The organism is Mesorhizobium sp. B1-1-5, assembly GCF_006443065.1.
Taxonomy (GTDB): Bacteria; Pseudomonadota; Alphaproteobacteria; order Rhizobiales; family Rhizobiaceae; genus Mesorhizobium.
Genome location: NZ_VFWS01000001.1, coordinates 183,025 through 209,255, shown reverse-complemented (window position 1 = coordinate 209,255; position 26,231 = coordinate 183,025). Strand labels below are relative to the sequence as shown.

27 protein-coding genes are annotated in these 26,231 nt (G+C 64.4%); 13 read left to right on the top strand and 14 right to left on the bottom strand.

Annotation, left to right across the window (positions count from 1 at the left end; genetic code table 11):
• Window positions 1-20 precede the first annotated feature (20 nt).
• The 3 genes from FJ980_RS01085 to FJ980_RS01075 form a co-directional block, all read right to left on the bottom strand.
• Complete coding sequence (locus FJ980_RS01085; RefSeq protein ID WP_140541112.1) at window positions 21-584, bottom strand: hypothetical protein; 564 nt, start codon at window positions 582-584, stop codon at window positions 21-23.
• Window positions 585-589: 5 nt separating this feature from the next.
• Window positions 590-1,012 carry an OsmC family protein gene (locus FJ980_RS01080; protein WP_140541111.1) on the bottom strand — a complete coding sequence of 141 codons (423 nt, stop codon included), beginning with the start codon at window positions 1,010-1,012 and terminating at the stop codon, window positions 590-592.
• Between the two features lie 313 nt (window positions 1,013-1,325).
• Window positions 1,326-2,858, bottom strand: coding sequence for an acid phosphatase (locus tag FJ980_RS01075; RefSeq protein ID WP_140541110.1), 1,533 nt, complete (start codon window positions 2,856-2,858; stop codon window positions 1,326-1,328).
• A gap of 204 nt (window positions 2,859-3,062) precedes the next feature.
• Between FJ980_RS01075 and FJ980_RS01070 the strand changes: the two genes are divergently transcribed.
• Both FJ980_RS01070 and FJ980_RS01065 read left to right on the top strand, forming a co-directional pair.
• The gene (locus FJ980_RS01070) at window positions 3,063-4,367 is read left to right on the top strand and encodes a cytochrome c peroxidase (protein WP_140541109.1); all 1,305 of its coding nucleotides are present in this window, start codon (window positions 3,063-3,065) and stop codon (window positions 4,365-4,367) included.
• Window positions 4,368-4,486: 119 nt separating this feature from the next.
• Window positions 4,487-4,738, top strand: a complete 252-nt coding sequence (locus FJ980_RS01065; protein ID WP_140541108.1) for a hypothetical protein — start codon at window positions 4,487-4,489, stop codon at window positions 4,736-4,738.
• 52 nt (window positions 4,739-4,790) lie between these two features.
• Here FJ980_RS01065 and FJ980_RS01060 read toward each other — a convergent pair whose 3' ends face one another.
• Together FJ980_RS01060 and FJ980_RS01055 are read right to left on the bottom strand one after the other, a co-directional pair.
• Complete coding sequence (locus tag FJ980_RS01060; protein WP_140541107.1) at window positions 4,791-5,378, bottom strand: dihydrofolate reductase family protein; 588 nt, start codon at window positions 5,376-5,378, stop codon at window positions 4,791-4,793.
• The gene (locus FJ980_RS01055) at window positions 5,375-6,268 is read right to left on the bottom strand and encodes an NmrA family NAD(P)-binding protein (RefSeq protein ID WP_140541106.1); all 894 of its coding nucleotides are present in this window, start codon (window positions 6,266-6,268) and stop codon (window positions 5,375-5,377) included. Before FJ980_RS01055 ends, FJ980_RS01060 begins: the two co-directional genes overlap by 4 nt.
• Window positions 6,269-6,366: 98 nt before the next feature.
• On the opposite strand from FJ980_RS01055, the gene FJ980_RS01050 reads away from it, so the two are divergent.
• The gene (locus FJ980_RS01050; RefSeq protein ID WP_140541105.1) at window positions 6,367-6,783 is read left to right on the top strand and encodes a helix-turn-helix domain-containing protein; all 417 of its coding nucleotides are present in this window, start codon (window positions 6,367-6,369) and stop codon (window positions 6,781-6,783) included.
• A 47-nt stretch (window positions 6,784-6,830) separates the two neighbouring features.
• On the opposite strand, the gene FJ980_RS01045 is transcribed toward FJ980_RS01050, so the two are convergent.
• The 4 genes from FJ980_RS01045 to FJ980_RS01030 all read right to left on the bottom strand — a co-directional run bounded on the left by FJ980_RS01045 (window position 6,831) and on the right by FJ980_RS01030 (window position 8,991).
• Complete coding sequence (locus FJ980_RS01045) at window positions 6,831-7,046, bottom strand: hypothetical protein (protein ID WP_140541104.1); 216 nt, start codon at window positions 7,044-7,046, stop codon at window positions 6,831-6,833.
• 538 nt (window positions 7,047-7,584) lie between these two features.
• The gene (locus FJ980_RS01040) at window positions 7,585-7,731 is read right to left on the bottom strand and encodes a hypothetical protein (RefSeq protein ID WP_140541103.1); all 147 of its coding nucleotides are present in this window, start codon (window positions 7,729-7,731) and stop codon (window positions 7,585-7,587) included.
• 207 nt (window positions 7,732-7,938) lie between these two features.
• Window positions 7,939-8,172, bottom strand: a complete 234-nt coding sequence (locus tag FJ980_RS01035; RefSeq protein WP_095767121.1) for a hypothetical protein — start codon at window positions 8,170-8,172, stop codon at window positions 7,939-7,941.
• 276 nt (window positions 8,173-8,448) lie between these two features.
• Window positions 8,449-8,991 carry a phosphatase PAP2 family protein gene (locus FJ980_RS01030; RefSeq protein WP_140541102.1) on the bottom strand — a complete coding sequence of 181 codons (543 nt, stop codon included), beginning with the start codon at window positions 8,989-8,991 and terminating at the stop codon, window positions 8,449-8,451.
• 80 nt (window positions 8,992-9,071) lie between these two features.
• On the opposite strand from FJ980_RS01030, the gene FJ980_RS01025 reads away from it, so the two are divergent.
• From FJ980_RS01025 to FJ980_RS01005, 4 genes are all read left to right on the top strand, one after another.
• The gene (locus tag FJ980_RS01025; protein ID WP_348640641.1) at window positions 9,072-9,512 is read left to right on the top strand and encodes a DUF2127 domain-containing protein; all 441 of its coding nucleotides are present in this window, start codon (window positions 9,072-9,074) and stop codon (window positions 9,510-9,512) included.
• A gap of 321 nt (window positions 9,513-9,833) precedes the next feature.
• The gene (locus tag FJ980_RS01015; RefSeq protein WP_140541100.1) at window positions 9,834-11,690 is read left to right on the top strand and encodes a DUF4396 domain-containing protein; all 1,857 of its coding nucleotides are present in this window, start codon (window positions 9,834-9,836) and stop codon (window positions 11,688-11,690) included.
• 466 nt (window positions 11,691-12,156) lie between these two features.
• Window positions 12,157-13,680: a tlde1 domain-containing protein gene (locus tag FJ980_RS01010; protein WP_246676259.1), complete on the top strand. Its 1,524-nt coding sequence runs from the start codon at window positions 12,157-12,159 to the stop codon at window positions 13,678-13,680.
• A gap of 229 nt (window positions 13,681-13,909) precedes the next feature.
• Window positions 13,910-15,157 (top strand): glycosyltransferase, encoded by a 1,248-nt coding sequence (locus FJ980_RS01005; RefSeq protein WP_140541098.1) that lies wholly within the window; start codon window positions 13,910-13,912, stop codon window positions 15,155-15,157.
• Window positions 15,158-15,159: 2 nt separating this feature from the next.
• Here FJ980_RS01005 and FJ980_RS35910 read toward each other — a convergent pair whose 3' ends face one another.
• Window positions 15,160-15,498 carry a hypothetical protein gene (locus tag FJ980_RS35910; protein ID WP_348640640.1) on the bottom strand — a complete coding sequence of 113 codons (339 nt, stop codon included), beginning with the start codon at window positions 15,496-15,498 and terminating at the stop codon, window positions 15,160-15,162.
• Entirely contained in the window at window positions 15,495-15,917 is a 423-nt protein-coding gene (locus tag FJ980_RS35905; protein ID WP_348640639.1) for a hypothetical protein, read from the bottom strand. Before FJ980_RS35905 ends, FJ980_RS35910 begins: the two co-directional genes overlap by 4 nt.
• A 199-nt stretch (window positions 15,918-16,116) precedes the next feature.
• Between FJ980_RS35905 and FJ980_RS00995 the strand changes: the two genes are divergently transcribed.
• Together FJ980_RS00995 and FJ980_RS00990 are read left to right on the top strand one after the other, a co-directional pair.
• The gene (locus FJ980_RS00995; RefSeq protein ID WP_140541097.1) at window positions 16,117-16,902 is read left to right on the top strand and encodes a ThuA domain-containing protein; all 786 of its coding nucleotides are present in this window, start codon (window positions 16,117-16,119) and stop codon (window positions 16,900-16,902) included.
• 101 nt (window positions 16,903-17,003) lie between these two features.
• Window positions 17,004-18,062 (top strand): Gfo/Idh/MocA family oxidoreductase, encoded by a 1,059-nt coding sequence (locus FJ980_RS00990; RefSeq protein ID WP_140541096.1) that lies wholly within the window; start codon window positions 17,004-17,006, stop codon window positions 18,060-18,062.
• Window positions 18,063-18,275: 213 nt separating this feature from the next.
• Here the strand turns inward: FJ980_RS00990 and FJ980_RS00985 are convergent, their stop codons facing one another.
• The 3 genes from FJ980_RS00985 to FJ980_RS00975 all read right to left on the bottom strand — a co-directional run bounded on the left by FJ980_RS00985 (window position 18,276) and on the right by FJ980_RS00975 (window position 21,727).
• Window positions 18,276-18,998 (bottom strand): 3-keto-5-aminohexanoate cleavage protein, encoded by a 723-nt coding sequence (locus tag FJ980_RS00985; protein WP_140541095.1) that lies wholly within the window; start codon window positions 18,996-18,998, stop codon window positions 18,276-18,278.
• A gap of 169 nt (window positions 18,999-19,167) precedes the next feature.
• Complete coding sequence (locus FJ980_RS00980) at window positions 19,168-20,100, bottom strand: dimethylarginine dimethylaminohydrolase family protein (protein WP_140541094.1); 933 nt, start codon at window positions 20,098-20,100, stop codon at window positions 19,168-19,170.
• 34 nt (window positions 20,101-20,134) lie between these two features.
• Window positions 20,135-21,727 carry an amidohydrolase gene (locus tag FJ980_RS00975; protein WP_181181065.1) on the bottom strand — a complete coding sequence of 531 codons (1,593 nt, stop codon included), beginning with the start codon at window positions 21,725-21,727 and terminating at the stop codon, window positions 20,135-20,137.
• A gap of 82 nt (window positions 21,728-21,809) precedes the next feature.
• On the opposite strand from FJ980_RS00975, the gene FJ980_RS00970 reads away from it, so the two are divergent.
• The 4 genes from FJ980_RS00970 (at window position 21,810) to FJ980_RS00955 (ending at window position 26,226) form a co-directional block, all read left to right on the top strand.
• Entirely contained in the window at window positions 21,810-22,697 is an 888-nt protein-coding gene (locus tag FJ980_RS00970) for a LysR substrate-binding domain-containing protein (protein ID WP_140541092.1), read from the top strand.
• A gap of 379 nt (window positions 22,698-23,076) precedes the next feature.
• Complete coding sequence (locus FJ980_RS00965) at window positions 23,077-24,171, top strand: ABC transporter ATP-binding protein (RefSeq protein WP_140541091.1); 1,095 nt, start codon at window positions 23,077-23,079, stop codon at window positions 24,169-24,171.
• Between the two features lie 83 nt (window positions 24,172-24,254).
• Window positions 24,255-25,370 carry an ABC transporter substrate-binding protein gene (locus tag FJ980_RS00960; RefSeq protein WP_140541127.1) on the top strand — a complete coding sequence of 372 codons (1,116 nt, stop codon included), beginning with the start codon at window positions 24,255-24,257 and terminating at the stop codon, window positions 25,368-25,370.
• Between the two features lie 22 nt (window positions 25,371-25,392).
• Window positions 25,393-26,226 carry an ABC transporter permease gene (locus FJ980_RS00955; protein ID WP_140541090.1) on the top strand — a complete coding sequence of 278 codons (834 nt, stop codon included), beginning with the start codon at window positions 25,393-25,395 and terminating at the stop codon, window positions 26,224-26,226.
• Window positions 26,227-26,231: the final 5 nt, after the last annotated feature.

The following is a 26,231-nucleotide window of genomic DNA, read 5'->3' as shown; positions in this document are numbered from 1 at the left end:
ACCCCTCATCCGTCTCGGCGCTAACGCGCCGATCCACCTTCTCCCACAAGGGGAGAGGGAGAAGGTCTGCGATACATCTCCAGCTCCGGATCGAAATCCACCTTCACCGCATTGGTGAACACGCAGGTCGCCACCATGATGCCGGCGAAGGCGGTGAGGTTGACCAGCAGCGTCTCGTCGTAGCGCGCCTTGAGCGCGGCCCAGGTGTCGTCCGGGACGGCATTGGCATCGGCGGCGATTGCCGTGCCGAAGGAAATCAGCAGCGTCTCGTCGGCGGTCGGTTCGATCGCTTCGGGGTCGAGCCCGTTCTCGATTAGTGCGCGGCGAAAGAAGGTCACGGGAATCTCGGCGCGCATCGTCTCGGCTATCGCTTTCGACAACAGCCAGATGGCGCGGTCGTCGAGTGTCGGCTTGAGAAGGTCGCGCAGCGTGAACCATTCGGCGTAGATGCGGTGGGCGACCGGCGAGTGAAGCAGGATGCGTTTCATGTTGGTCATGCGGCCGCGCAGCGCGAGCTCGCGGTCGTGCTCGGCGCGGATGTCGTCCGAGGCGGTCGCGTGGTCGATCGGCGAAAGATGCGCCATTGCGCTCACCCCAGCGTGGAACGAAGCGCCGGCGCGCCGCGCAGCGTGTTGGAGACGGTGCAGATGTCCTCGGCGTCCGCCAGGATTCGCGCTTTCGTCGCGTCATCAAGGTCGCCGGCGATCTCCAGTCTGACGGTGAACGTCTCGACCCGCGACGGCTCGTCCTTCGCCTTCTCGCCGCTCACATCCGCCCTCACCTCGCCCAGCCGGTCGGCGACGCCGAGGCGGGTGGCGGCGATGCGGGCGCTGAGCACCATGCAGGCGGCTAAAGAAGCATGGAGCAGGTCAAGCGGGCTGAAGCCGGGCGCGCTGACCTGCGTGACCACATCCATGGCGCCGCCGGTCGGAGTGGTTATGGTGGGCAGGCCGCCCGGCGGCAAGGTGGCTAGAGCACCGACGTTTCGGGTTCTGATTTTAAGGTCCGCCATCGCATGGCCTCCGATTGCGAGGTCATTGATAGCGGACGGAGATTCATCTCGGCAATCGCTAAGGCACGGCGCTGCCCCTCATTGTCCTGCCAGACATTTCTCCCCGTATAGTGACGGGGAGAAAGGGCATTGTCGCGGGCGTCGCGCCTTTTCCTTCTCACCGTTCCCGGGGGAGAAGGTGCCCGAAGGGCGGATGAGGGGCGGCGCGACGCCAGGTGATTAGCCTAAGCGCCCTGCGAAGCCCCCTCTCCGTCCGCTGCGCGGCCACCTCTCCCCGCCTTTGGGCGGGGCGAGGAACCCGGGTTCTGAGAGGCTACTTCGTCAGATCGAGCGCCGCCGTCAGATCGCCCATCGGCGGCTGGTCGTGGTTGCGCAGCGCCTTGTCGCGGGCGACGATGCCAGGCAAAACCGGCAGGTCGTAGCGGGCGGTGATGAAACGCAGGATCGAGGTCGTGTCGTACTGCGTGTGATCGACCATCCCCATCTTCGCATAGGGCGAGATGATGAAAGCCGGGATGCGGTTGCCCGGGCCCCAGCGATCGGCCTTGGGCGGCGCGACGTGATCCCAGAAGCCGCCATTCTCGTCATAGGTGACGACGACCAGCATATGGGCCCATTGCGGGCTCTTCTCCAGATGCGCGACGAGGTCGGCCAGGTGCTGGTCGCCGGAGGTCACGTCGGCATAGCCGGCATGTTCGTTGAGGTTGCCCTGCGGCTTGTAGAAAGAGACCGCCGGCAGCTTGCCGTCGTCGATCGCCTTGATGAACTCGGTGCCGCCGAGCCCGCCATCCTTGATGTGCTCGGTCCGCGCGGCCGTGCCCGGCGCATAAGCGGCGAAATAGTTGAAGGGCTGGTGGTGAAACTGGAAGTTCGGCACCGGGGTGGCGTTCTTGCCGTCGAGCGCCGCCTGCCAGGCCCCCGCATACCAAGCCCAGGAAATGCCCTTGAGCGTCAGGAGATCGCCGATGGTGATCTCGTGCTGCGGCGGCAGCGTGTTCGGCTGCGCGGGATCGGCGAGCGCCTTGTCACCGCCTTCGGCCGGCTTGTTGTTGCTCGGCTGGTATGGCGGCTGCATGGTGTTGACGGCGTAGAAGTCGGGCGTGATGGCGCCGTCATTGACGAATTTCGGCACGCCGCCCAAGGCCGAGGGCGGCGCATTGTCGGCTGCTTTCAGCGTCACGCCGTCCGGCTCGACGACGGCGATCTGGCCCTTTGCCGGGCTGGTGTCGGCATTCGGATAGAAGGGCGCGCAGGCGCAGGCGAGCATGAAGTGGTTGAGGAAGGAGCCGCCAAAGGCGCCCTGGAAGAAATTGTCCGCCAGCACGTATTTTTTGGCGATATTCCACATCGGCAGGATGGAGCCGTCATAATGACCCATCACCAACGAGCCGGAATCAGCCCAGGCGACGAACTTGTCGTTCCGGCCGCCGTCGATCTGCATCTGCTCCTGGTAGAAGCGGTGCCAGAGATCATGGGTGACGACGCCGGTGTTTTCGTTGAAGCCCTTGGGATCGTCGATGGCGAAGACGGCATTGGGCAGATGCGCGGTCTGCGCTTCGGTCACCGCGGGCGTGACGCCCTTGCCGGTCAGTCCGCCCCAGGCCGGCGGCAGTTCGGAAAGCGGCTTGCCGTCGCGATCGAGCTGGCGCGCCTGGTCGGGCGAAACGTTGGCCAGGCCGTTGGCGCCGGGGAAGCCGCCATAAAGGTTATCGAAGCTGCGGTTCTCGGCGTAGATGACGACGACGGTGTCGATCTTGTCGTAACCGGGAGGCGCCGCTTGGGCAGCGGCAGAGAGCGATGCCAGCGCCGTGGAGGCGAGGCAAAGGGAGAGAAAGGACCGGATCATTGGGAAATGCCTCGTGGCTTGGGGATGGCTGGAGGACGGCAATGCAGGAACGCAACTGCATCAATGCCCAGCTACTTCGACGCCTTGTCACCTTTGTGACAGTTCCGCCCCGGCCGAACACGGTTTCGTGAGCGGGAAGACCGGTCATCAATCCGTTGCACTCGATCCTTACGCCGCCAAAGAAACCGGGCGAAGAAATCAGGGATGTCGCCGAAGACGATGGGACGTCGGAAAAATCACGCAATCGCCATTGCAGCGGCCACGATCGTCGCCTCCACCGCGCCCGCCAACACCGAGGAGCGATCCAGTGTCCATCCCGGCCCGATGACGCGCCAGGAAGCCTTCGCCCGCGCCGAGGCGCTGACGGCGCTCGGCAGGCAAATGTTCTTCGACCCTTCGCTCTCGGCCTCGGGCAAGCAGGCCTGCTCATCCTGCCACGATCCCAACCATGCCTTCGGGCCGGCCTCGGCGGCGCCGGTCGAAATGGGCGGAGCCAACCTTGACCAGCCCGGCGTTCGCGCCGTGCCGTCGCTGCGCTACCTGCAGGCGGCGCCCGCCTTCACCGAGCATTTCTACGACTCCGAGGACGAAGGCGACGAAAGCGTCGACAATGGCCCGACCGGCGGCCTGACCTGGGACGGCCGCGCCGACCACGGCAAGGACCAGGCAAGCATCCCGCTGCTGTCGCCCTTCGAAATGGGCAACAAGGACGCGGCCCAGCTGGTCGCCAGCCTGCGCAACGCGCCTTATGCCGGCGCCTTCAAGGCGGCCTTCGGCGCCGATGTCTTCGACCATCCGCAAGACGCCTTCGACGCCGCTGTGGAAGCGCTCGGCACTTTCGAGCAGAGCAGCGCCGATTTTTATCCCTATTCCAGCCGCTACGACGCCTTCCTCGCCGGCAAGGCGCAGCTTTCCGCGCAGGAATTGCGCGGCCGGATGCTGTTCGAGGACGCTGCGAAGGGCAATTGCGCGAGCTGCCATCTCAGCGAACCCGCCAATGACGGCGAGCCGCCGCAATTCACCGATTACGGCCTGATCGCGATCGCCGTGCCGCGCAACCCGGCGATTGCGGCCAACGCCGATCCCAATTATGTCGACCTCGGCCTGTGCGGTCCGCTGCGCGCCGATCTCAAGGACCGCGCCGAATATTGCGGCCTGTTCAAGACGCCGACGCTGCGCAACGTTGCCTTGCGGAAAAGCTTCTTCCACAACGGCTATTTTCACACGCTGCGCGACGCGGTCGCCTTCTATGCCAGCCGCGATACGGATCCCGGGCGCTGGTATCCGAAGAAGACGAACGGCACGGTCGACAAATTCGACGATCTGCCAAAGGCTTACTGGGGAAACCTCAACGCGGACCCGCCCTTCAACGGCAAAAAGCCCGGCGACAAGCCGGCGCTGACCGACGCCGAGATCGACGACATCGTCGCCTTCCTCGGCACGCTGACCGACGCCGACCAGGCCGGGCAGCAGAACAAGCCGCCAAGGCAAATCGTCAGAAGCAAGTGACCCGCTTCCGGTTGGAGCGGACTGCTATCCACCGTAAATGTGTGCCAATGTGAGCCACGTCATAGGAACGCCAAGTCGCGCCTGCTATATTGCCCGTCTGTTCACAGATGGAGTCTCCTATGAGGTTCGTCGCGGTGCAGGAGCCGCCGGGGAGCAGCTGGGCGGTGTTCGACGCGGGCAACGGCGCGCCGGCCGAATATGCCGGCCGGGTGCTTATCGGCCTGACATCGCGCGAAGCCCGTTGGTTCGCCGCCGTGGGCAACGACCACGCAGCCTGGCCGCGGCTCAGCCGACCGGCCGTACACCTGCGGCTGGTCAGCGGAGACGGTTGCCTGCCGATCCGGGAAAGGCAAACCCAGGCAGACAGTTAAGAAGGCGCGCTGCCGGATTGATTCAAGGCGGCGCGCCCTTGGTTGCTGCCTCTCATTGCACCGGCGCGTAGCGACTCACGACCATGCCGCAGGCATAGGGCTTCGAGCCGAGGAGCTTCAGCCTGCCAAAACCGCTCTTGTCGAAGATGCGGCGGCCACTGCCCAGAACGGCCGGATTGATGAAGAGCTGGAACTCGTCGACAAGGCCGGCGGCGATCAGCGCCGAGGCGAAGCCGGCGCCGCCGAACACGGCGATGTCGCCGTCCTCGCCTTGCTTCAGCGCGTTGACCTCACGCGGCAGGTCGCCGCTCACGATGCGCGTTCGTTCCCAACGCGAGGCCCCGAGCTTATCGCTCGCCACCACCTTTTCGGCCTCGATGATGCGCTGGGCGAAGGCAAAGAAGCGGTCCTTCGGATATTTCCTCGCCGCGTTGCCCCAATGGGTCAGATAGCCCTCCTCAGCCATCTTGCGGCTCAAGAGGATGGTGTCGATGGTCGTGAAAACGGCGTTGAAGTCCCGTTTAAGCTCTTCGTCCCATGCGCTGTCGTCGCCCCACTCCCAGAGTTGCCAGCGACGGTCCTCGTCGGCGCCGACAAAACCGTCGACCGACATCTGCATCTGCAGGATGAGCTTTTTCATGTCCGGTCTCCCTTGTCAGGAATTGCTGCCTGTGCGGCGGGCGAACGGGCGAAAGCCTGCGCCCAGGCTTCGAAGCCGGTCGGGGTGGCATTTTCGGCTGAGGGTGCTTCCAGCGCCCAGCGCTCGCCTCTGTTGAAGCTTGCCGCCGTCTCGCCCAGCGCATCGGCAAAACTCGCCGATATGCCATTGGCGACCATACCGGCCCGCGCATCGGCGAACGGCGCTTCATGGTAGGCGACATCCTTGCCGATCGCCCTGCCCAGGATCGTGGTGGCCCGTTCGAGCGTGTAGGAGCCGCCGCCGTGCAATTCGACAACGCGCCGGGCAGGGAAATGTTCGGCGCTCAATAGCTCGGCGGCGCGTTCGCCAACGTCCTTGGCGGCAATCAGCGGCATAGGCAGGTCGCCGCGGAAGGGCGAAGCGAAGACGCCGGACGCCGCCTGCTCAACAAAGCCCATGCCCTTGATGAAATTCTCCATGAAGAAGGAGGCGCGCAGATAGACGAGTTCCTCCAGGCCCAGCGCGGCAAGCCGCTTTTCCATCAGCGCGGCGCCAAGCGAGGTACCCATTCTGAGATGGGCATTGAGGCCGCTGAGCAGCACGATCCGGCGCAGGCCCGCCTTGGCGATGGAGGATGCCAGCCGTGCGCCGACCTCGTCCTCAAAACGATGCAGATCGGGCGCGGTGACATCGAAGGGGATCATCACGTAAGCGCTGTCGGCACCCGAGAAGGCGGCGTCGAGCGCCGCCTGATCGTCGAGTGCGACGCCGAGGCTACGGGCGATGCCGCGCACCTCATGCCCTGCCCCGGTCAGTCTGGCCGAGACCTCGGCGCCCACTTCGCTGGTTGCGCCGACGACCACCATGGTACGCTTGACTTGCCGGTTCATATCGATCTCCTCTCATCAAATGATTTACTTCTGGAACCATTTGACGCAAAGCAAGAACGATGTCAATAGTAAAGTGATTTAAAAATGGAACCATACTGATGTCGACCAAGGAACGATCCGGCTGCCCGATCAGTCTCTCGCTCGAACTGCTCGGCGACCGCTGGACGCTGCTCATCATTCGCGACCTGGCCTTCGCCGGGAAAAAGCATTTTCGCGAATTCCTGCAATCCGACGAAGGCATCTCGTCGCGCACGCTGGCCGAGCGGCTGCAGACGCTGGTCGACGAAGGCATTCTCACCCGCAGCGACGACCCGAGCCACGGGCTGAAGGCGATCTACCGGCTGACCGAGGCCGGCATCGACCTTTTGCCGGTACTGGCAACGCTCGGCGCCTGGGGCAGCAAATACCGCAAGGCCGACGATACGCTGGCCCGGGTCGCCAACGATCTGGCGGCCGGCGGTCAGCCGGCGCTTGAACGGATGAAAGAGAAGCTCAGAGCCGAGCACCAGGGATAGGTCTGTTCCGACCTCGGCGATTGGCGTGGTCCGGCTACCCCTCGCCGTCAGCGAGCCCGCCCGTGTGGGAGCGGTCCGACCGGCTCTTCGGCCGGCGGCTCGCCCGGCAGCCCCAGTCGCAACCGCTCCTCCTCGGCGAAGGTCTCGGCCTGCGCGTGAATGTCGAATACTTGCTGCGTCAGCCTGCCGCCGTCGACGACGCGCACGATCCATTGGCCATTGACGGTTTTTACGCGGACACTGTCTGGCTCGCTTGTTACCATATACAGCTCCTGCTCTTCATTCGAAGAACTGCCTATCTCCGACGCACAATACAATGTAGCGCGTCTGGAATTGCCGAAAAGCGTGGCTTATTGGTCTTTAGTGCAAGAGCACCCGCCGTTATTCGATATATTTGCGAAGTTTCACGAATAAAAACGAGCATGGCGGCGAAGATATGCCATTGCGCCCAGGTGCAGCCAAATTCGACTTCGATATGGCGTTCGGTCTGCGAGACGATGAAGCAACGGAATTCGAAAGCGTCCGAGCGGTACCGCAGATTACACCGCGCCGCAGTTGGCGTGCGCGAGCGCGGAAGAATTCGCCGCATGGCGGCGGCCCGGCAGCCTTTGGGGGGTGATACTGGGTTCGGCGGCCGGGCCTGACCGGAGTTTGCGAGGCCGCCGGCTGCCACCAGCATGCGCTTGGGCCCAGCCAAGGACAAGAACGACCTAGGCCCTAGGACCAAAGCTGCAAGGAGGATGGTCGAGACGGCAATTGCACTTGGACCGGCTGGAAACAGCGTGCCGAACACCGGCCGCGTCAAAAGCCGAAGAAATGCCGGCCGACGAGATAACCAAGTGCCGCGACGACCAGCGGAAACAATGCCGGCGCGGCCTTGCCGAACAGCGAGGGGTTCATCTGCTTGGCCGGAGCGCTGGGTTTGGCATTGCCGAGGTTCTTGGTCATGGCTCATTACCGGTGGGGCCAGGGTGCGTTGATATTCAGGTGATGCCGGCCTGCAAACGGCGGTTCCCTGCGCTTCCGGTGCTCGCAATTCCGGACGGAAAACCGTGACACACTTTTCCTGGAATTGCTCCAGCTGCCGGCTGAACCATTAAATTAGAGATCGCTTATTAAGTTTCCGGCAAGCCGAGCACTACAATTCGCGGCAATTTATTCCGATTGCTGGGTACGCTCGGCAAGCGCGAAGGCCTGAAGGTTGCGCGACTTGCCGGGATCCTGGTCGGCGTTGGCGATAATGGCGTGGAAGGCCGCGCGGGCAATATCCCTCTTCTTGGCGTCCGGGTGCAGTTTTCGCACCGCCTTGAGCAGGTCTTTCGGTTTCATATCGGGGGTGACGACCCGCATCAGCGTATCGCCTATGGCCTGCAATTCACTGGCATCCATAACGATGAACCCTGCTTTAGCGCATCCAGCCTAGCATATAGCGGAGCGAGCGCGTCATTTTTGTGATGCGCGCCGCGGGCTCGGAGCCGCCTCTGCAAGAATTTCGGCGAAGCGTCGGCCTTGACGCCGGTGAGGCGTGGGAACCCTGGCGTTGTCGCCGAGTTTAGATTGCAAGGCTAATCCCGGAGGAGTTCGCGCGGTTGCGACGCCAGGCGTCACTTTTGTGATGCGCCGTCCCATCATCCCGTTCCGCAGTCGGGCGCCTTGGCGGCGCGTTCAGAGGAGCCTTGTGGCGAAGGCGTCGAGCCGCGAATTCTCCTTATAGGCCAGCCGGACCGCCAGCGCAGCGATGGCGGCGATGGCGGCGCCGCCGATCACGTCGCTGACATAATGCGTTCCGATGAAGATCCTGGACCAGCAGATGACGAACGCAAGCACGAACAGCACCAGAGTGCGGCGCGGCAGCGTCTGCAAGGCGAAGGCTGCGACGACGGCCATGCTGGCGGTCGCGTGGTCGGACGGGAACGACCAGTCGGCGCTGGGCGCGATCAGAAGATGCGTGACGCCAGCGTCGTAAGGCCTGATCCGGTGGATGAACAACAGGATCGCCTGGTTAATCGCGAGCCCCAGCAGAAAGGAAACGCCGGCGGACAAGCAGGCATGGCGCACATGGGTGCGGTCGGTCCTCGACCACCATTGCAGGGCCACCGCAATCACCATCAGCGGCACGCCGATTTGTGAGATGGTGATCATTACCCTATCAAGAAGCGGGCTGATGCCGGCGGCGGAGTTGATCCAGTGCGTGAGAGAAGCGTCCATTCTTGTCTGATTTCCCTGGCCTGACGTGGGGTCGATCGTTGAAACCTGCCGCCGAACATCGCATTCACCAGCTCTTTGAGGTGAGCGTATGGCTAAAAGGTGCCCACGCCTTGATCGAGTGCGTCGGCGGCGTGCTGCTTTACCTCGTCACCACCGAAACCATCGCTTCCTGGGTCAACATGTTAACCCAGGAGGAACTGATCGAGGATCCCAACGACTTCATTGCCAGTCACCTGTCGCGGACGGCCGCCGAATTCTCTGTCGCGAGCAAGGAATTCTACGCCTTCTACCTGCTCAGCCACGGGCTGATTAAGCTTTTTCTGGTCGTCGGCCTGCTGCGCGGCAAGCTGTGGTCCTACCCCGCCTCGCTGGTGGCGCTCGGCGCCTTCATGGCCTATCAGATCTATCGATACTCCTATACGCATTCGCCTGGCCTGCTCGTGCTGACGATCTTCGATGCGGTCGTCATGTGGCTGATCTGGCAGGAGTGGAAGACGGTGCGCCACCATATCACGCCCTGATCGCGTCCGGCCTCATTAGACTTCCGCCGGGACTTCGAATGGCAGTTCGTGCAGTCCTGCAGAATGAGGTGCAGGAGATGCTCCGCCGGCATTTTTGCCGGATCGGCGACGCCCTGGCGCTTGCCGAGCAGATTTTCCGCTCCTCGATCTCGATTGGGAGGCCCGCCAGGGTTCGCGGCGACGCTAAGGGTTCCAGTTGCTGGAAGGTCAAGCTCGATCGAAGGCTGGGGCCGCAAATTCCGCAAGATGGATCGTAGTGGCCCCGGCCGCGTTGCTCCGCGGGGGATGCAACCAGCCGTTTCATCGAGCAGAGGCCGCGTCATGCTCATCCAACCGATCGATTATTTCCTCGTTGCCTGGTTCGTGCTCGCGGCCGCTTCGACGCTCTATGTTGGGTTCGACCAATACCGCAACAATCCCGAGCCGGTGGTGATGAAATGGGGCTTCATCCTGGTGACGCTCTATATGGGCCCGCTCGGTCTGCTGCTTTATGTGCTGGCCGACAAGGAACCGCGCCCCGGCGAGCATGAGGCTTTCACAAAGCCCCTTTGGAAGCAGGGCGTCGGCTCGACCATCCACTGTGTCGCCGGCGACGCCACCGGGATCATCCTTGCCGCGGTCGTCACCGCCACCCTCGGCCTGCCGATGTGGCTCGACCTCATCGTCGAATATCTCGCCGGCTTTGCCTTCGGGCTGTTCATCTTCCAATCGCTGTTCATGAAATCGATGATGGGCGGCAGCTATTGGGAGAATGTGAAGAAGAGCTTCCTGCCCGAGTTCATTTCCATGAACTTCATGATGGCCGGCATGGCGCCGGTCATGAGCTTCCTGATGATGGGCCGCGACATGCGCGCCATGGAGCCCACCGAACTTCTGTTCTGGGGCGTGATGTCGCTGGGCGTCATCGCCGGCTTCACGCTGGCCTATCCCGCCAATGTCTGGCTGGTCGCGCGTGGTCTCAAGCACGGGCTGATGACCGAGCGCCCGCAACCGGCCGAAGCGAGCGGGCACGGCCATGCCCGACAGGGCCACGAACCGGCGGGCGAACAGCGCGCCGCCGGCCCTCACATGCGCTCGGATGCGACCACACCGCAAATCGCGGCACTCGGTACGGTGTCTGCGCTCGCCCTGGCGATCGGCATGGCGGCGCCTGCGAACTGGCTGAACCTCAGGCTCTCGGCCCGCGACGTCGGCGGAGCGATCATGCCGCAGGGCATGATCATGGACCGTGACACGCCGGCCGATGCCATGCGCGACATGGCGGCAGCCGATCCTCGGCTGGTGAGCGCGTCTTACGGTCTGGCTGCGAAGGGCGACCAAGACCTGCCGTTCCGCATGGAAAACGGCGTGAAGGTGTTCGAGCTGAGGCCGTCGGTGATCCGCTGGCACATCCTGCCGGACGTGACGGTCGACGCCTATGCCTATAACGGTCAGATTCCAGGCCCGCGCATCCATATCCGTCAGGGCGACCGGGTGCGCATCAACGTCACCAACGCCTTGCCGGAGGAAACAACGGTGCACTGGCATGGCCTGATCCTGCCCAATCAGATGGACGGGCCGGCCGAGATCACCCAGGCGCCGATCGAGCCCGGGCAGACCTATTCCTACGAGTTTACCGCCACCCAGCACGGCACTTACTTCTATCATCCGCACGCCAAGCCCGACCGCACCCAGGCACTCGGCCTCTATGGCGCGCTGATCATCGATCCCGCCAATCCCGCCGACGAGGTCGCCGCCGACCACGACTATGTCATCGAGCTGCAGGAATGGCTGGTCCGGGAAGGCCTGACCTATCCATCGATGCCGATGGATGGCGGCATGCCGAACTTCTTCACCATCAATGGCAAGGCCTATCCGTCGACCGATACGATCCATATGAAGGTCGGCGAGACGCTAAAGGTCCGCTTCATCGGCACCAACAACGGCTTCATACACCCGATGCACATCCATGGCGGCCCGTTCGAAGTGGTCGCCCGCGACGGCGAGACGGTTCCCGCCACCGCACGTTTCCTTGCCGATACCGTCAATGTCGGACCGGGCCAGCGATATGACGTCGTCTGGACAGCGAGGCGTCCGGGCAAGTGGCTGATTCACTGCCACATCCCGCATCACACCACGAATAACAATGCCGAGGAGAAGGGCGGCGGCGGTCTGATGGTCGTCATCGACGTTCGTTGATGAAGACCGGACCCGTCGGTCGGCCAAAGGTTTTGCGACCGGCTTGTTCCGCAATTCTTCAGACCGTCGCATTTTGACCCCAATCGGCCTCTAGCCGGCTGGAGATGCTGCGGTTCCAGCCTTCACGTTTTCTTGACAGAGGCCGGAAAAACGGGCAGCAAAGCGGGTGAGGAAGAGCATTTTTACCGTGGCATAGACCGTGGAGGGCTCTTTTTTCGTATGGACCATCGCCAAATCGGCGATTGGTGGAGGGATTGGTTAACCAACTTTGTCCATCTTTTGAATCAATCGGCAACAGACGCGTGAAGGTGCAGGGGGCACCAGCGAACTGTGATCGTGACGGGTGCCAGGTCCGCAAACCGGCATGCCGATTGAGAGTGGTCGTATGGCGTTTTTGCGTTTGAAGAACCGGGGTGACGCTCCTCAAGGGGGGGTAACTTCGAAAAAGTCTGGTCATCGTTGGGTCGTGGTGCCTGCTGTCGGCGCCGCCCTCGTGCTGTGGTCCGCCGCCACCTTGGCGGGGCTCCATTCGGTGAGCACCTCGCTGACCGCCGCTTCCAACGGATTGCCGCAAGGTCTGCTTTCGCCGCGCAACATCGCGCTTGGCGACCAGCGCCGGCAGATCGCCAACGCCTGGGCGCCGCACCTTGCCGCCCATGACGGCTACAAGGCAGGCTCGCTCACCGGCGGCTGCGACTCCGGCTGCTTCAGCCTCGCGACAAGCTTCAGGCATGACGGCCAAGCTCCTGAAAAATTGAAGAAAGAAGGCCACGCTGGTAAGATGGCGCGCCTCAGGCTGCCGGCGCCCGACAGCGTCGCGCATGAAAACGTCGTGGTGGCTTCGGCCGCCGGGGCCGTCGACCCGTTCGACGGCGTGGTGAAGCGCGCCGCGCTTTCGCCGCAAAAGCTTGCCGATGCCTTTGCCCGCGCCGAGAAGGCGCCGTTCCTGCTGGCCAGCCTGCCTTCGGCGAGCCGCTTTGGCGGCGCGCTGCCGGGAGCCCCGGCGGAAGCCCGCTTCGGTTCGCGGCCGGCCGAAATCGCCGGCGCTTCTGACTTGGCGCTGGCGCTCGCCAACATAGCGCCGGAGGACACGGCCGACCCTCCGACCGCCGTCGCGGTCGAAAACAGCGACGCGCCCGATGTCGCCGCCAAACCGGACAACGGCAAGGATGGCGCCTACCAGGTCGCCTCGCTGCCGCCGCAAGACGATCTGCCCGACACCATTGCCGTGCCCGGCCTTCGCCCGCGCGCCACGCTCGAACGGGCTACCGAAGCGCCCGAAGAAAACGCCGCCAGGACGCAGAAGCCCGAAACCGCTAAGCCGCCGGTCGCCAGGGCCAAGCCGGCCGCCGCCGATACCGCGCAAAGCGCGCCGACGGCGGTCTCGCCGAGGAACGGCGACCAGGCCCTGCCGGGCGTGACAGGCTCGAAACCGCTCGTGACCGACCCCAAGCCAGGCAAGCGCAAGGCGCAGGCGTCCGAGATGCTCGCCTATGCCAAGCCCGACACGCCGGAGCGCGGCGGACTCGGCAGCGCGTTCCGCAACCTTTTCAACGGGCCCTCGACGGGCAATGGCGTTGCCGTCTACGATATTTCGGCGAGGACCGTTTACATGCCCGACGGCTCGAAACTGGAAGCGCATTCAGGACTGGGCTCGATGGTCGACCAGCCGCGCTTCGTGAACCGCAAGAATGTCGGCCCGACGCCGCCCGACACCTACAATCTGTCGATGCGCGAGTCGCGCTTTCACGGGGTCGAGGCAATCAGGCTCACGCCGACCAGCGGCAACAACAAATACGGCCGCAACGGCCTGCTTGCGCACACCTATATGCTGCGCGGCGGCCGTGCGGAATCCAATGGCTGCGTCGTCTTCAAGGATTATCACCGCTTCCTTGCCGCCTACAAAAACGGCAAGGTCAAGCGTCTCGTCGTCGTCCCGCGCCTCACAAGCTCCCCCACCCGGGTCGCCCAGGAAGGCCGCCAGGGTTAAGCCCTATCCGGCCGGCGAGCTTGTCGCCGGCACTTGCCGATCCCCACTTGCCGATCCGAAGGGCTTCGCGCCGACGCGCGGATGCTTGGCATGTCGTCGCCGCTTCGATAGCGACGAGGACGCAACAACGACCCTTCCCAGAAGGTAGATATGGCGCAGCCCGGGCTTGCGGCAAGCCCCCGGCCATGGCGTATCAACGCTGCTCCGAAAAACGACAACGGAGCATGGAATGCGTATCTTGTTATCGACTTACGGCTCGCGCGGCGACGTCGAGCCTTTGGCGGCGCTGGGCGCGGCGTTGCAGGCGCATGGCGTCGAGGCCAGGGTGAGCGCGCCTGGCGACAAGGAGTTTGGCGCCCTTCTGGCCCGCGCCGGCGTGCCGCTGGCCCCGGCCTTCGCGCCGGTGCGCGAATGGGCGAAGGAAATGATCAACCGGTCGCGATCGGCGTCGCCCGAGGACCGGGCCAGACTCATTTCCGGCCAGGCGGCCGAGATCGTCGCCAGGCAATATGAGGCGCTGAGCGCGGCCGCCGAAGGCTGCAACGCCGTGGTGGCGTTCGGCCTCTTTCCATCCTGCGCCGCCGCGCGGCTGGTCGCGGAGCAGCGGGGCATGCGCTACATGTTGGGCACATTCTGCCCCATCTGGCTGCCGTCGCCGCACAACCGGCCGCATGAATATCCGAGCCATCCGCTGCCGGCCGGCGTGACGGACAACCGGCTCCTGTGGGAGATGGACATCCAGACCAAGAACGCCCTCTTCGGCGAGGCGATCAACGGCCATCGCGCGTCGCTGGGGTTGTCTCCGGTGCAAAATGTTCGGGACTATGTCTACGGCGATAGGGTGCTGCTCGCCTGCGACCCGACGCTGGGACCATGGCTGGGCTCGGACCTGATCGACGCTGTGCAGACCGGCGCCTTCATCCTGCCGGACGAGCGGCCCCTCCCCGACGGGCTCAAAGCCTTCCTCGATGCCGGCCCGCGGCCGGTCTATGTCGGCTTCGGTTCGATCGCGGTCGCCAGGGATGCCGGGGCCGCCGCCATCGAAGCGATCCGCACCAAGGGCCTCCGTACGGTGCTCGCGCATGGCTGGGCAGAGTTGGGCATCATCGACGATGGCGACGACTGCTTCGCCGTCGGCGAGATCAACCAGCAGGCGCTGTTCGGCCGCGTCGCCGCCGTCATCCATCACGGCGGCGCCGGCACGACCGTTGCCGCCGCGCGGGCGGGAGCGCCGCAGGTGATCGTGCCGCAGATCGGCGACCAGCCCTATTGGGCACGACGGGTGGCCGAGCTCGGCATCGGCGCCGCGCATGACGGTCCGGTGCCGACGGCGCAGTCATTGTCGAGGGCGTTGGAGACTGCGCTGGCACCCGAGACCGGCGCCCGCGCGAGCGCTATCGCCGGCATGATCCGCACCGACGGCGCCGGGGCGGCGGCAAGGTTGCTGATTGAATTGCTGGGCCGGTCCAGCCGGTGAACTCATTGCGTCGTCAGTTCAGCCAGCGCCCTTTGTAGGGGCGCCGGCGAGACCTGGATCGGGCCTGAGAACGGGCTGTCCATGTCGACGATCAGATAGACCGCCGCGGCGACCAGCGCCCCGGAAACGAGGCAGGTGAAGACGACGGTGCCGTTGCGCGGCGCCCGGAAGCCGAAGCTGGCGAAGATCAACGTCAGCCAGGCGACGAGCAGAACGATCAGCGGCGTGGGTATGGCGCCCTCGGACTGTTCGGCCAGTATCCAGCGCTGCTCGATCAGCTTTTGCAGTTGCTGTGTAGCGGCCTGTTGTGCGGCGGTCTGCCTGGCATCCGCCGGCGTCAATCCCGCCAGGATGTCGCCGACCTGGTTGAGCAGCAGTTCCGCCAGCCTGTTCGGGACGACGGTCGTGTCGCTGTCGGCGGCAGAGGTGTCGACGACGCGCTGGACGTATCGGTCAGCGATTGCCGGGCGCTGTCCGCTTGCGGTCCGTAATGCCGCAGCGTTCGATCAAGCAGGATGAGATCGGTGGCGAAGGTGTGGACGTTGCCGTTGATGGCCTCGAATGTGTTCTTGGCTGAATTGATCATCAGGCCGAGCATCAGCGACGACATCACCACGAACAGGTTCGCGGCAAGCCGCACCACCGCGCTGGTGTCGTCCTGAAGGTGGTGAGCAGGGAAACGCTCGTGCACCATCAGGCTGACCAGCGAGGCCCCCGCCAGACAAGCAAAGATCGCTGCGCCTACAAGCACTTCGCCCATGGCTAATATTGCGCACGGGAAAGGAAGCTTGCCAATCGGCTTCGTAAGTTCGTCATTCTAGGGCGGAGCGACGCGCAGCGGAGTGAAGACCCGCAGATGACGAAGTCGAGAATTCGCCACCGCAAAGCACCTTCCAATACAGTCCAAAGCCTTTATGTATGAACGTCGGGGCGGCTCCCAATCACACACGAGGTTATCCATGACAATTCGCGCTGTCGTCTGGGGCGAGAACATCCATGAGCGGACCAATGAGGTGGTGGCCTCCATCTATCCGGAAGGCATGCACGCGACCATCGCCAAGGCGCTCTCCGCTGACAAGGCAATCTCCGCCTCGACCGCGACGCTGGAGCAGCCGGAGCACGGCCTGCCGCAATCCCGCCTGGCCGAAACCGACGTGCTGGTCTGGTGGGGCCACAAGGACCACGGCGCGGTGGCCGACGAAGTGGTCGAGCGCGTTGCGAAGCGCGTCTTCGAAGGCATGGGGCTGATCGTGCTGCATTCCGGCCATTTCTCGAAGATCTTCAGGCGGCTGATGGGCACGCCCTGCACGCTGAAATGGCGCGAGGCCGGCGAGCGCGAGCGGCTCTGGGTAACGAGCCCCAGCCACCCGATCGCCGACGGCATCGGCGAGTTCTTCGAGCTCGAGAACGAGGAGATGTATGGCGAGCAGTTCGCCGTGCCCGAGCCGTTGGAAACCGTCTTCATCTCCTGGTTCCAAGGTGGCGAGGTGTTCCGCTCGGGCCTGACGTACCGGCGCGGCGCCGGCAATGTCTTCTACTTCCGCCCCGGACACGAAACCTATCCGACCTATCACGACGCCACCGTGCAGAAGGTGCTGTGCAATGCGGTGAAGTGGGCGCACAACCCGCAGGGATCGAAGCCCGCCATCCTCGATGCGCCGAACGTGCCGGTCGAGAAGGCGCTGGAGCCGATCGAGGAGCGCGGGCCCAAGCTGCATGCGCATGGCGAGGCCGGCTTCCGCTAAAAAAAGCGCCTCTCCGCTTCGCTTGGGATTGCGCGGAAACAGCGGCCGGGTCACATTCGCCCTGTTATTGAATCGAACCAAATCGCTCAAAGGGACAGAAAATGCGGCTTTTGATACTCGGTACCGGCTGGATGGCGCAGGAACATGCCCGCCGCTTCGGCGCGATCGAGGGCGTCGAGATCGTCGGCGCCGTCGATGTCGATGCGGCCCGCGTCGGCGAATATGCCGACGCCTACAAGATCCCGAAGCGCTTCACCTCGCTGGAGGCGGCGCTCGACTGGGGCGATTTCGACGCGGTCGCCAATGTCACGCCGGACCGCATCCATCATCCGACCACCATGGCGCTGGTCGCCGCCGGCAAACCGGTGCTGTGCGAGAAGCCGCTGGCGGAAAATTTCGGCAAGGCCAACGAAATGGCCGATGCCGCGGAAGCCGCCGGCATCGTCAACATGGTCAACCTCACCTATCGGAATGTCGCCGCGCTGCAGAAGGCGCGCCAGATGGTGCAGGCCGGCGAGATCGGCATGGTGCGCCATGTCGAGGCGTCCTACCTGCAGAGCTGGCTGGTGTCGAAATTCTGGGGCGACTGGCGCACCGACCCGAAATGGCTATGGCGGCTGTCGCGCGGCCATGGCTCGAACGGCGTGCTCGGCGATGTCGGCATCCACATCCTCGATTTCGCCAGCTATGGCGCCGCGCTCGGCATCGATCATGTCTACTGCCGGCTGCGCACCTTCGACAAGGCGCCGGGCAACCGCATCGGCGAGTACGAGCTCGACGCCAACGACAGTTTCGCCATGACGCTCGATTTTTCCAACGGCGCCTTCGGCGTGGTGCATGCCAGCCGCTGGGCCACCGGCCACATCAACGAGTTGCGCCTGCGCATCCATGGCGACAAGGGCGGTATCGAGGTGGTGCACAATCTCGACGGCTCGATGCTGAAGGCCTGCGTCGGCGAAAATGTCGAGAACGCCAAATGGGAAGAGCTCGATGCCGGCACGGTGCCAACCAACTATCAGCGCTTCGTCGAGGCGGTGAAGGGCGGCGTGCAAACCGAGCCGACCTTCCGCCACGCGGCGGGCCTGCAGAAGGTGCTGGACCTCGCCGTGGTGTCGGATGAGAAGCGCGCCGAGTTGAGGGCGCACGCGGACACGCAGTGAGGTTTCGCTCGACGCAGGGAAGCGTGGCGTTCTACGGCGCCCCCCTCTGTCCTGCCGGACATCTCCCCCACAAGGGGGGAGATCGATGTCGCGCCGGCTTTCGCCTATTGTTGGCGTCTAAAGAAGCGCAGCCGCGAAGCTGCCAATCTCCCCTTGTGGGGGAGATGTCCGGCAGGACAGAGGGGGGCGCTGTCCCGCCAGCCTAGCCATGTTTTATCGAGAGCGATAAATCGCCACCGCCGCAGCCACCAGCGCGGCGTTGCCATCCGCCACGCTTCCATCCGGCAATTCCTTGCCGTCCTCCAGCCCGACCCGTGTCGACAACTTCCGCGCAGCCGCCCTTTCCACGAAAGGCCAGACCGTGGCGTTCTCGCCGTGCAGCAGGATGGAGCGGCGGATGTCGGCGCGTTCCAGCACCGTCTCGATGCCGTCCGCCACGGCAAAGGCTTCATCAATCGCCTGCTCGGAAATCTCGACCAGCACGCGCAGCACCCGGCCGCCATGGTCGAGGCCGACCAGGCGCTCGGCGTCAGCAATGGAAGCGAGCCCCGCTTCGATGCCGATGCCGCGCTGGCGCAGGCTTTCCATGACGACGGGCGCCGGCGTCTCGCTGAGATTGACCGAGGCATAGTCGGGCAGCTCGCGCCAGCCGGAAATGGCGACCAGCGTGCGCAGATCGTCCTTCTCGATCCAGGCGCCGGTGGAGACGCCGATCAGCGTGCCCGGACAGGCGCGTCGCAGTGCTGCGACCGTCTTGTCCATCGCCTCCGGCGCAAGGCTCTCCCGGCCATCGGTGCCGCGCGCGTGCACATGCAGCTCGGCTGCGCCCGCCGCGATCGAGGCTGCGGCGTCGCGCGCCATCGCGTCGGCATCGAGCGGCAATGCGGGGTGGAAGTCGGCGGCTCGGGCGCCGTTGATGCAGGCCTGGACGATCATCGTTGTTGCAGCAATCCTGTTTCGGCTGGCCTGAGCCTAGCCCAGGATCGAATTGGTCGGAACCGGAGCGTCGAAATCTCCTGACAGGCCGCGCGCGGTCATATCCCTCTGGCCTATCGGCCAAAGGGATAGACATTCTTCGTGGCGATTGCCGAACTTCGAGAGTCCGTTATGCCGGCACGCGCTTCAGCGCCTGCGCCATGCAGTGGATGCCGCCGCCGGTCTTGGAGATCTCGCTCATGTCGACGGCCGCGACCTCGAAGCCCTGTGCCTTCAGCTTCTCGATCAGCGTCTTGCTCGACGTCGGCGCGATCACCCTATCCTTGCCGAGCGACATGAAGTTGCAACCGAGCGCCATCGTGTCCTGGAAGGGCACGTCGATGATCTCGTGGCCCTTGCCCTTCAGCCAATCGACGATGCCTGGCTCGGTGCAGGCGAGGCAGACGGCGGTGAGCTTCTCGGCGATCGGCACCACCATCAGGTCGATGTGGACATAATATTCGTCGATGAAGGCAAGCCGCGTCTCCCAGCCTTCCTTGTCGAACCAGGCCTGCACCTGGCGCGCGCCCTCTTCCTGCGTGCGGGCACCGCCGCAGCCGATCAGCACCACGCCCTCCTCGATGACGTTGAAATCGCCGCCCTCGAAGGTGCCGGCGGTCACCATGTCGTAGATCGGAATGCCGAGCTTTTCATAGGTGCGGATGGCGGCGTAGTTTTCGCCGCGCCGCCACCAATTGGCCATGGCGGTGATGAAGGCGCCGTAGGGCGTCATGACGCTGGAGTCGCGCGAATAGACCTGCATCGGCAGCTCCGGCGTCGGCTCGTGCCAGTGGATGTTGACGCCGAAATGCTCATAGGCCGCGACAAGATCCTTATGCTGCGCCTGCGCGATCTGGACGTTGCAGGGCGCCTCGCGCAGATGTTTTCGCGACAGCGAGCTGGTCGACAGGTGGCGCAGGAAATTGGGCGAGCCGAGCAGCACGTCGGTCAGCACGTCGGTTTCGTTGGCAAAGCCCCAGGCGGTCAGCGGCTTGGTGCCGCCATTGGGATTCCGGCGCTGCAGCGAGAACGGCTCGGCGACGATGCGGTCATGGACGGTCATGGTGTTCTCCTCGGGATGGATTGTCGTTGGTCGTTCATGCGGTGGAGGCGGCCGGGATCCACCAGTCGCGCCCACGCGGCGTGGTGACATATTCCGGCCAGCGGAAGTTGATCGGCGGTTCGTAGTCGCAGAGCGGCGCGATCCAGTTTGAGCCGCCGACGCCGCCGCCGGTCCGCCTGACGAACTCGTCCATGGCGGCGTCGCGCGCGGCCTTGTCCTCGAGCAGGCGCAGCGCCGTCAGCGCGACCGTCTTCGCGGCGCAGGTTACCATAGGGTCGATGGTCGCCGGAATGCCGCCCAGCGCGTTCATCGCCCAGGACGGATAAGTATGGCCCGTGACCGCGCGCAGCGCTGGGCGTGCAACGTAGAAGCGCGATGTCGGCGCGTGCCAGCTCATATCGGTGTAATCGTCGGAAGTGGAATTCACCTGCGATGGCGGCAGGTCGCGGCGCAGGATTGCTTCGGCCTCTTGCGGCGAAATCAGCCGCTCCAGCTCGTCGATGAACGGGTTCTCGGTCGCCTCGCCGCCGGCATTGACCTGGACCTCGCGGGCGATCGCCCTCGCCTCTTCGTTCCAGCGCGGCGCGCCGACGGTCGACAGCGCCTGATAGGTGATGCCGGCCATGGCGTGATTGGCCAGCCCCGGACGCGACTTCGACACCCAGTGGCGCTCATGGCGGCAGCCGCTCATCGTCGCCGCGGCTTCGGCATTGCGGTCGAGAACGGCGGTCACCTGCTCGGCCATGGCAATGGTCGGCACGCGGATCATGTACTGGATTTCGGCAAGGCCGGCCGGGAGGTTGTCGGCGGTCGCCTGCCCCGCGGTCAGGATCGCCTCGCTGATCGACCAGCCGCCTTGATGCGTGAGCATGGAATCGCGCAGCGCCTTGGAGGTCATGTACATCATCATCAGCGCGTCGTTGGCGCCGGGCGCCCTGACCGCCGAATGCGCCTGCGGGATGGGTGCTGCGTCGCTGGCGCGAACCCAGTTCTCCGGTTCGTCGCAGATGAAGCGGTAGATCATCGCATAGGCGGCTCCGCAATGCGTGTCCCAGCGCGCGGTGTTGCAGAGCGGCAGCATGTAGAAGGGATGGAAAGAGATCATGCCGGCAAGGCCGTCATAATAGCCCTTGGCCGCATGGATAGGCTTGGAGCCCCGCACCTTCTCGGCCGGCTCGCCGGTGAAGCGTAGCGTGCCCTTGATGCCGTGCTCCAGCATCGCCGCCTTGGTGGCCAAAAGCCCGCCGAGGCTGCCGATGCCAAGGCCCGAATGCGGATCGGTGTGGCCACCCGCCTCGACGCCGAGACCCGGCCGCACGCGCTTCACCGTCGCTGCATCCTGGCAATTGCCGGGCACGGCGTCGTATTCGCCATACATGCCGATCACCGGGCCGTCGCCATTCGTCCAATGGGCGCAGAAGGCCGTGGGCATGCCGCCCGAGCCTTCCTCGACCGAGAAGCCCTCGCGCTTGAGCCGCTCCACATACCAGGCGGCCGACTGGTACTCGCGCCAGGCTGTCTCGCCGAAATCGAAGATGGTGCGTGTCCAGGCCGAGAGCAGCGGCTGGATGCTGTCGATGCAGGCAAGCGCGGTTTCTTGCGCTGAAGTCGTCACCGGTTCCTCCATGCCTTAAAGAAAGCAGTGAAGCGGCGCATCAAAAAGTGATATGTTTTCCCGGCTCGTGCAAATTCGGTTCACCTGAGGTCTCTTGCGAATACCTTCCACGCAGGCGCTGCGCGCCCTCGACAGCTTCGCCCGCCACGGCAGCGTCTGGCGCGCGGCCGACGAACTCCACCTCACCCGCAGCGCCGTCTCGCATCAATTGCGGCTGCTCGAGCGCGACCTCGGCTTCGATCTCCTGCAGCGCATCGGCAAGGGCGTGGCGCTGACGCCGCGCGGCCAGCGCTACGCGGCCGACGTCAGGAAGGCGCTGACCGTGCTCGGTGATGCGGTGACGCAGGGCGGCGGCGCCGGCGTCGGCGGCTCCTTCGCCATCTCCTGTCCGCCGGGCTTCGCCTCGATGTTCCTGTGCACCCATATCGGCGAGTTCCAGCAGATGTATCCGGACGTCGCGCTCTCCGTGCTGACGCCACGGCGGCTCGACGATGTCAGCAATGCGGAGGCCGACGCCTTTATCGCCTTCGGCGTCGGCAACTGGCCAAACCGGGCGGTGGAACTGCTGTGCGAAGTCTCCTTCACGCCGCTCTGCAGCCCGACGCTGCTCAACAAAGTCGGCGGATTTTCCAAACCAGCCGACGTGCTGCGCGCCAACCTGCTCCATCTCAGCGACACCGAGGACTGGGCGCGCTGGCTGGCGCTGTCCAAGGTGGAAAATCCCGATACCGAGGGCGGCATCTTCTTTTCCGACATGAACCTCGTCTTTTCGGCGGCGATCGCCGGCCAGGGAATCGCGCTCGGCGACGAACTGACCGGACGCCGGGCGCTGAGCGAGGGCCGGCTGGTCAAGCCATTCGAAGCAACCGTGCCCTCGCCGCGCGCCTATTTCCTGGTCTTCGAGCATGCGAAGGCCGGGCATCCGGTGCTCAATGCCTTCAGCGACTGGCTGCGGGCGAAGCTGTCGGAGAACAGGCTTTAGGCGGATTGAGAGCCACCGCCCTCTCCGGTCGTCATCCTCGGGCTTGTCCCAGGGCTTGACCCGAGGATCCATGCCGTGGCGTTGGCCCAAGGGTGCGGCGGGTGAGAATTCTGGACCGTTGCGACGCTCGTAGGTAACGGTATGGATTCCAGGGTCTGCGCGCGTCGCTTCGCTCCTTGCTCCGCCCTGGAATGACGACGGCACGCACGCTTTGGCTAATCGCGAACGTTCGTGAGCACGTCGAACGCTCATAAACGCTCCGGCCGCCCACCAACCCTCGCCACCCGTGAATCAAATTTGCCGATCGGGCGAAAACTATTCGGTTGCGGTGAGCCGCAGCCGTGCCTACGATTTGATCGACCGTGAGGAAAGAGGCAGGATGCAGCAACCCGGCCGGGCCGCAGAGATCAAGGCGAACGGGATCGGCAAGAGCTTCGGCTCGTTCCGGGCGCTGGATAATCTGACGCTCGATATCGGCCGCGGCGAGTTCCTGACGCTGCTTGGGCCTTCCGGCTCCGGCAAGACCACCTTCCTGATGATCCTCGCCGGCTTCGTGCAGCCGAGCGAAGGCAAGCTTTTCAGCGACGGCGTAGATATCACCAACCGGCCGGCCGAGCAGCGCGCCGCCGGCATGGTGTTCCAGGGCTACGCTTTGTTTCCGCATATGAGCGTGGAGCAGAACATCGCCTTCCCGCTCAAGGTGCGCAAGAAATCCGCTTCCGAGATCAAAAACCGTGTCGGCGAGATGATCGAACGCGTCGGTCTCAATGGCCACGAGAAGAAGCTGCCGGCGCAGCTTTCCGGTGGCCAGCAGCAGCGCGTAGCGCTGGCCCGCGCGCTGGTGTTCGAGCCGGGCGTGCTGTTGCTCGACGAGCCGTTCTCGGCGCTGGACAAGAGCCTGCGCGGCCAGATGCAGGCCGAGATGAAGCGGCTGCACCAGGAGACCGGCACCACCTTCGTCTTCGTTACGCACGACCAGAGCGAGGCGCTGGCGCTGTCGTCGCGCGTCGCCATCTTCAACCACGGCAAGCTGTTGCAGGTCGGCAGGCCCGACGAGGTCTATAACCGGCCGACCAACCGGTTCGTCGCCGAGTTCCTGGGCGAGATCAACATGCTGCCGGTGAAGGGCGTGCGTCCCGCCGACAATGGCGCGACCGGGCTCTGCGAGGACCGCGCGGTCAACATGCGATGCAAGGCCGTGGCGATCAAAGGCGACGCCATCCTCGCCATCCGCCCCGAGGACATGTCGATCGCGCCGGAAGCGTTCGCCAACCAAAACGGCATTGCTGCGACGGCCGTCGCCTCGACTTATCTCGGCGCCGCGACCAAGCTCGACCTCACCACGCGCCAGGGCGCCAAGGTCACCGTCTCGGTGCCGAACGAGGTCGCGGCCGCTGCGCTGAGCAAGGGCAATTCCGTCTGGCTGACCTGGCCGGCGGAGAAGGGTTTCCTCCTTCCGGACGGAGGACAATAGAGAGCGCCGCCGCGGCCTTAATTCGCCGCCCGGCTTCCGGTTCAAAATCAACGACAACAAGGGGAACTGACATGAACGACGATATGAACAACAAGACTCGGAAACAGGCCATCGAATCCCTCGCCGAGCGGACCAGGCGCGGCGAGATCTCGCGCCGCCAGTTCGCACAGCTTGCGGGCCTCGTGCTCGCCGGCACGCCGATGCTTTTGCGCTCGACCGGCGCATTTGCCGAGACCAAAGGGTTGGTGCTGGTAAACTGGGGCGGCGACGCCATCACGGCTTACGACGCCGCTTATGGCCAGCCCTTCACCAAGGACACCGGCATCCCTGTCAAGATGGACGGTTCCGGCCCGACCGAAGGTGCTATCGCCGCGCAGTACAAGAGCGGCGCGCCGACCTGGGACCTGGTCGACGTCGATCCGTTCTCGGCCATCACGCTCGGCGGCCAGGGCATGCTCGAGCCGATCGACTACAAGGTCGTCGACAAGAGCAAGATGCGGCCGGGCTTCGGCTGGGAATATGCCGCCTCTACCTATTTCTTCTCCTATGTGATCGCCTACGACTCGCAGAAATTCGGCTCCAACGTGCCGACCGGCATGGCCGATTTCTTCGACGTCAAGAAATTCCCCGGCAAGCGCTCGCTTTACAAATGGGGCGTGTCGAGCTGGGAAGTGGCGCTGCTGGCAGACGGTGTGGCACCCGCCTCGCTCTATCCGCTCGATCTGAAGCGCGCGCATGACAAAATCGCCGCCTTCAAGGAAAACGTCGTCTCCTATTGGGGCGGCGGCGCCGAAAGCCAGAGCGTGCTGCTCAACGGCGAGGCCTCGATGGCAATCGTGTGGTCGACCCGCGCCTCGCTGATCGAGCAGGACTCCGGCGGCCAGATCAAGTTCATCTGGGACCAGGGCCTGATCTCGCCCGGGGCACTGGCGGTGCTGAAGAACAATCCCGGCGGCAAGGACGCGGCGATGAAGTTCATCGCCAGCACCCAGGATCCGCAGAAGGAGCTGGTGATGTTCGACAAGCTTGGACAGGGCCCGGCCAATCCGGCGGCCGATGCGCTGATCCCGGCCGACAAGAAGCGCATCAACCCGGTCGATCCGGACAACATGAAGAAGCAGATCCCGCTCGACATGGATTGGTACGCCAAGAATTACGGCGCCGCGCTCGACGAATACACCAAGATCATCTCGGCCTGATCGGGCCGAGATTTTCTGACCGATGAGAGGCCCCCTCTCCGACAGGATGGGCGCGGCGCTGTTGATGGCGCCGCTGCTCCTGTTTTTGATCCTTGCCTATGCCTGGCCCTTCCTCGGCGTGGTGAAGTGGAGTTTTACCCTCCCAACGCCAGGCCTCGGCCAGTACCACGCCTTGCTCACCGACGACCTTGTGCAGTCGGTGTTCATCCGCACGCTGCGCATCGCGGCGATCGTCACCGTGGTCTCGGTGACCGCAGCCTATGCCATCACCGTGGTGTGGGTGCGCGGCAGTCCGGCGCAGCGCGTGCTTGCCGAGTTCTGCATCCTGGTGCCGTTCTGGATCTCGGTGCTGACGCGCGCCTTCGGCTGGGTGGCGTTGCTCTCCAATCGCGGCCTGATCAACACCTGGCTGCAATCGATCGGCTTCATCTCGGAGCCGCTGACCTTGGTACGCAATGAATTCGGCGTCATCGTCGGCATGTCGCATTTTCTCATCCCCTTCGCGGTGTTCCCGCTGGCATCCGCAATGCGCAGCCTGGACGAGCGCGTGCTGCTTGCGGCGCGCGGCCTTGGCTCCAGCCGCATGCGCACATTCTGGACGGTGTTCGTGCCGATGACGCGCTCCGGCATCATCGGCTCGGCGCTGATCACCTTCGTCTTCTCGCTGGGCTTCTTCGTCACGCCGGCAATCCTCGGTGGCGGCCGCAGCGTGATGATCGCGGAGCTGATTTATCTGCGCATCTTCCAGAGCCCTGACTGGGGGCTGGGCGCGGCGATCAGCGTCGTGCTGGTGGTGTTCGTCGGCGCGCTGATGGCGCTGCTGTTCCGCTACGTCAAACCGAAGCAATTGGTGTAGCCAAG

Coding starts and splice junctions, on each gene's coding strand:
- FJ980_RS00955 (WP_140541090.1), top strand. CDS start 25,393: ATGAGAGGCCCCCTCTCCGACAGGATGGGCGCGGCGCTGTTGATGGCG.
- FJ980_RS00960 (WP_140541127.1), top strand. CDS start 24,255: ATGAACAACAAGACTCGGAAACAGGCCATCGAATCCCTCGCCGAGCGG.
- FJ980_RS01040 (WP_140541103.1), bottom strand. CDS start 7,731: ATGACCAAGAACCTCGGCAATGCCAAACCCAGCGCTCCGGCCAAGCAG.
- FJ980_RS01085 (WP_140541112.1), bottom strand. CDS start 584: ATGGCGCATCTTTCGCCGATCGACCACGCGACCGCCTCGGACGACATC.
- FJ980_RS01080 (WP_140541111.1), bottom strand. CDS start 1,012: ATGGCGGACCTTAAAATCAGAACCCGAAACGTCGGTGCTCTAGCCACC.
- FJ980_RS00995 (WP_140541097.1), top strand. CDS start 16,117: ATGACAATTCGCGCTGTCGTCTGGGGCGAGAACATCCATGAGCGGACC.
- FJ980_RS35905 (WP_348640639.1), bottom strand. CDS start 15,917: ATGGGCGAAGTGCTTGTAGGCGCAGCGATCTTTGCTTGTCTGGCGGGG.
- FJ980_RS01060 (WP_140541107.1), bottom strand. CDS start 5,378: ATGAAAAAGCTCATCCTGCAGATGCAGATGTCGGTCGACGGTTTTGTC.
- FJ980_RS01035 (WP_095767121.1), bottom strand. CDS start 8,172: ATGGATGCCAGTGAATTGCAGGCCATAGGCGATACGCTGATGCGGGTC.
- FJ980_RS00990 (WP_140541096.1), top strand. CDS start 17,004: ATGCGGCTTTTGATACTCGGTACCGGCTGGATGGCGCAGGAACATGCC.
- FJ980_RS01030 (WP_140541102.1), bottom strand. CDS start 8,991: ATGGACGCTTCTCTCACGCACTGGATCAACTCCGCCGCCGGCATCAGC.
- FJ980_RS01050 (WP_140541105.1), top strand. CDS start 6,367: ATGTCGACCAAGGAACGATCCGGCTGCCCGATCAGTCTCTCGCTCGAA.
- FJ980_RS01045 (WP_140541104.1), bottom strand. CDS start 7,046: ATGGTAACAAGCGAGCCAGACAGTGTCCGCGTAAAAACCGTCAATGGC.
- FJ980_RS01055 (WP_140541106.1), bottom strand. CDS start 6,268: ATGAACCGGCAAGTCAAGCGTACCATGGTGGTCGTCGGCGCAACCAGC.
- FJ980_RS01005 (WP_140541098.1), top strand. CDS start 13,910: ATGCGTATCTTGTTATCGACTTACGGCTCGCGCGGCGACGTCGAGCCT.
- FJ980_RS01070 (WP_140541109.1), top strand. CDS start 3,063: ATGTCGCCGAAGACGATGGGACGTCGGAAAAATCACGCAATCGCCATT.
- FJ980_RS00980 (WP_140541094.1), bottom strand. CDS start 20,100: ATGACCGTCCATGACCGCATCGTCGCCGAGCCGTTCTCGCTGCAGCGC.
- FJ980_RS00985 (WP_140541095.1), bottom strand. CDS start 18,998: ATGATCGTCCAGGCCTGCATCAACGGCGCCCGAGCCGCCGACTTCCAC.
- FJ980_RS00975 (WP_181181065.1), bottom strand. CDS start 21,727: ATGGAGGAACCGGTGACGACTTCAGCGCAAGAAACCGCGCTTGCCTGC.
- FJ980_RS01065 (WP_140541108.1), top strand. CDS start 4,487: ATGAGGTTCGTCGCGGTGCAGGAGCCGCCGGGGAGCAGCTGGGCGGTG.
- FJ980_RS01075 (WP_140541110.1), bottom strand. CDS start 2,858: ATGATCCGGTCCTTTCTCTCCCTTTGCCTCGCCTCCACGGCGCTGGCA.
- FJ980_RS01015 (WP_140541100.1), top strand. CDS start 9,834: ATGCTCATCCAACCGATCGATTATTTCCTCGTTGCCTGGTTCGTGCTC.
- FJ980_RS00965 (WP_140541091.1), top strand. CDS start 23,077: ATGCAGCAACCCGGCCGGGCCGCAGAGATCAAGGCGAACGGGATCGGC.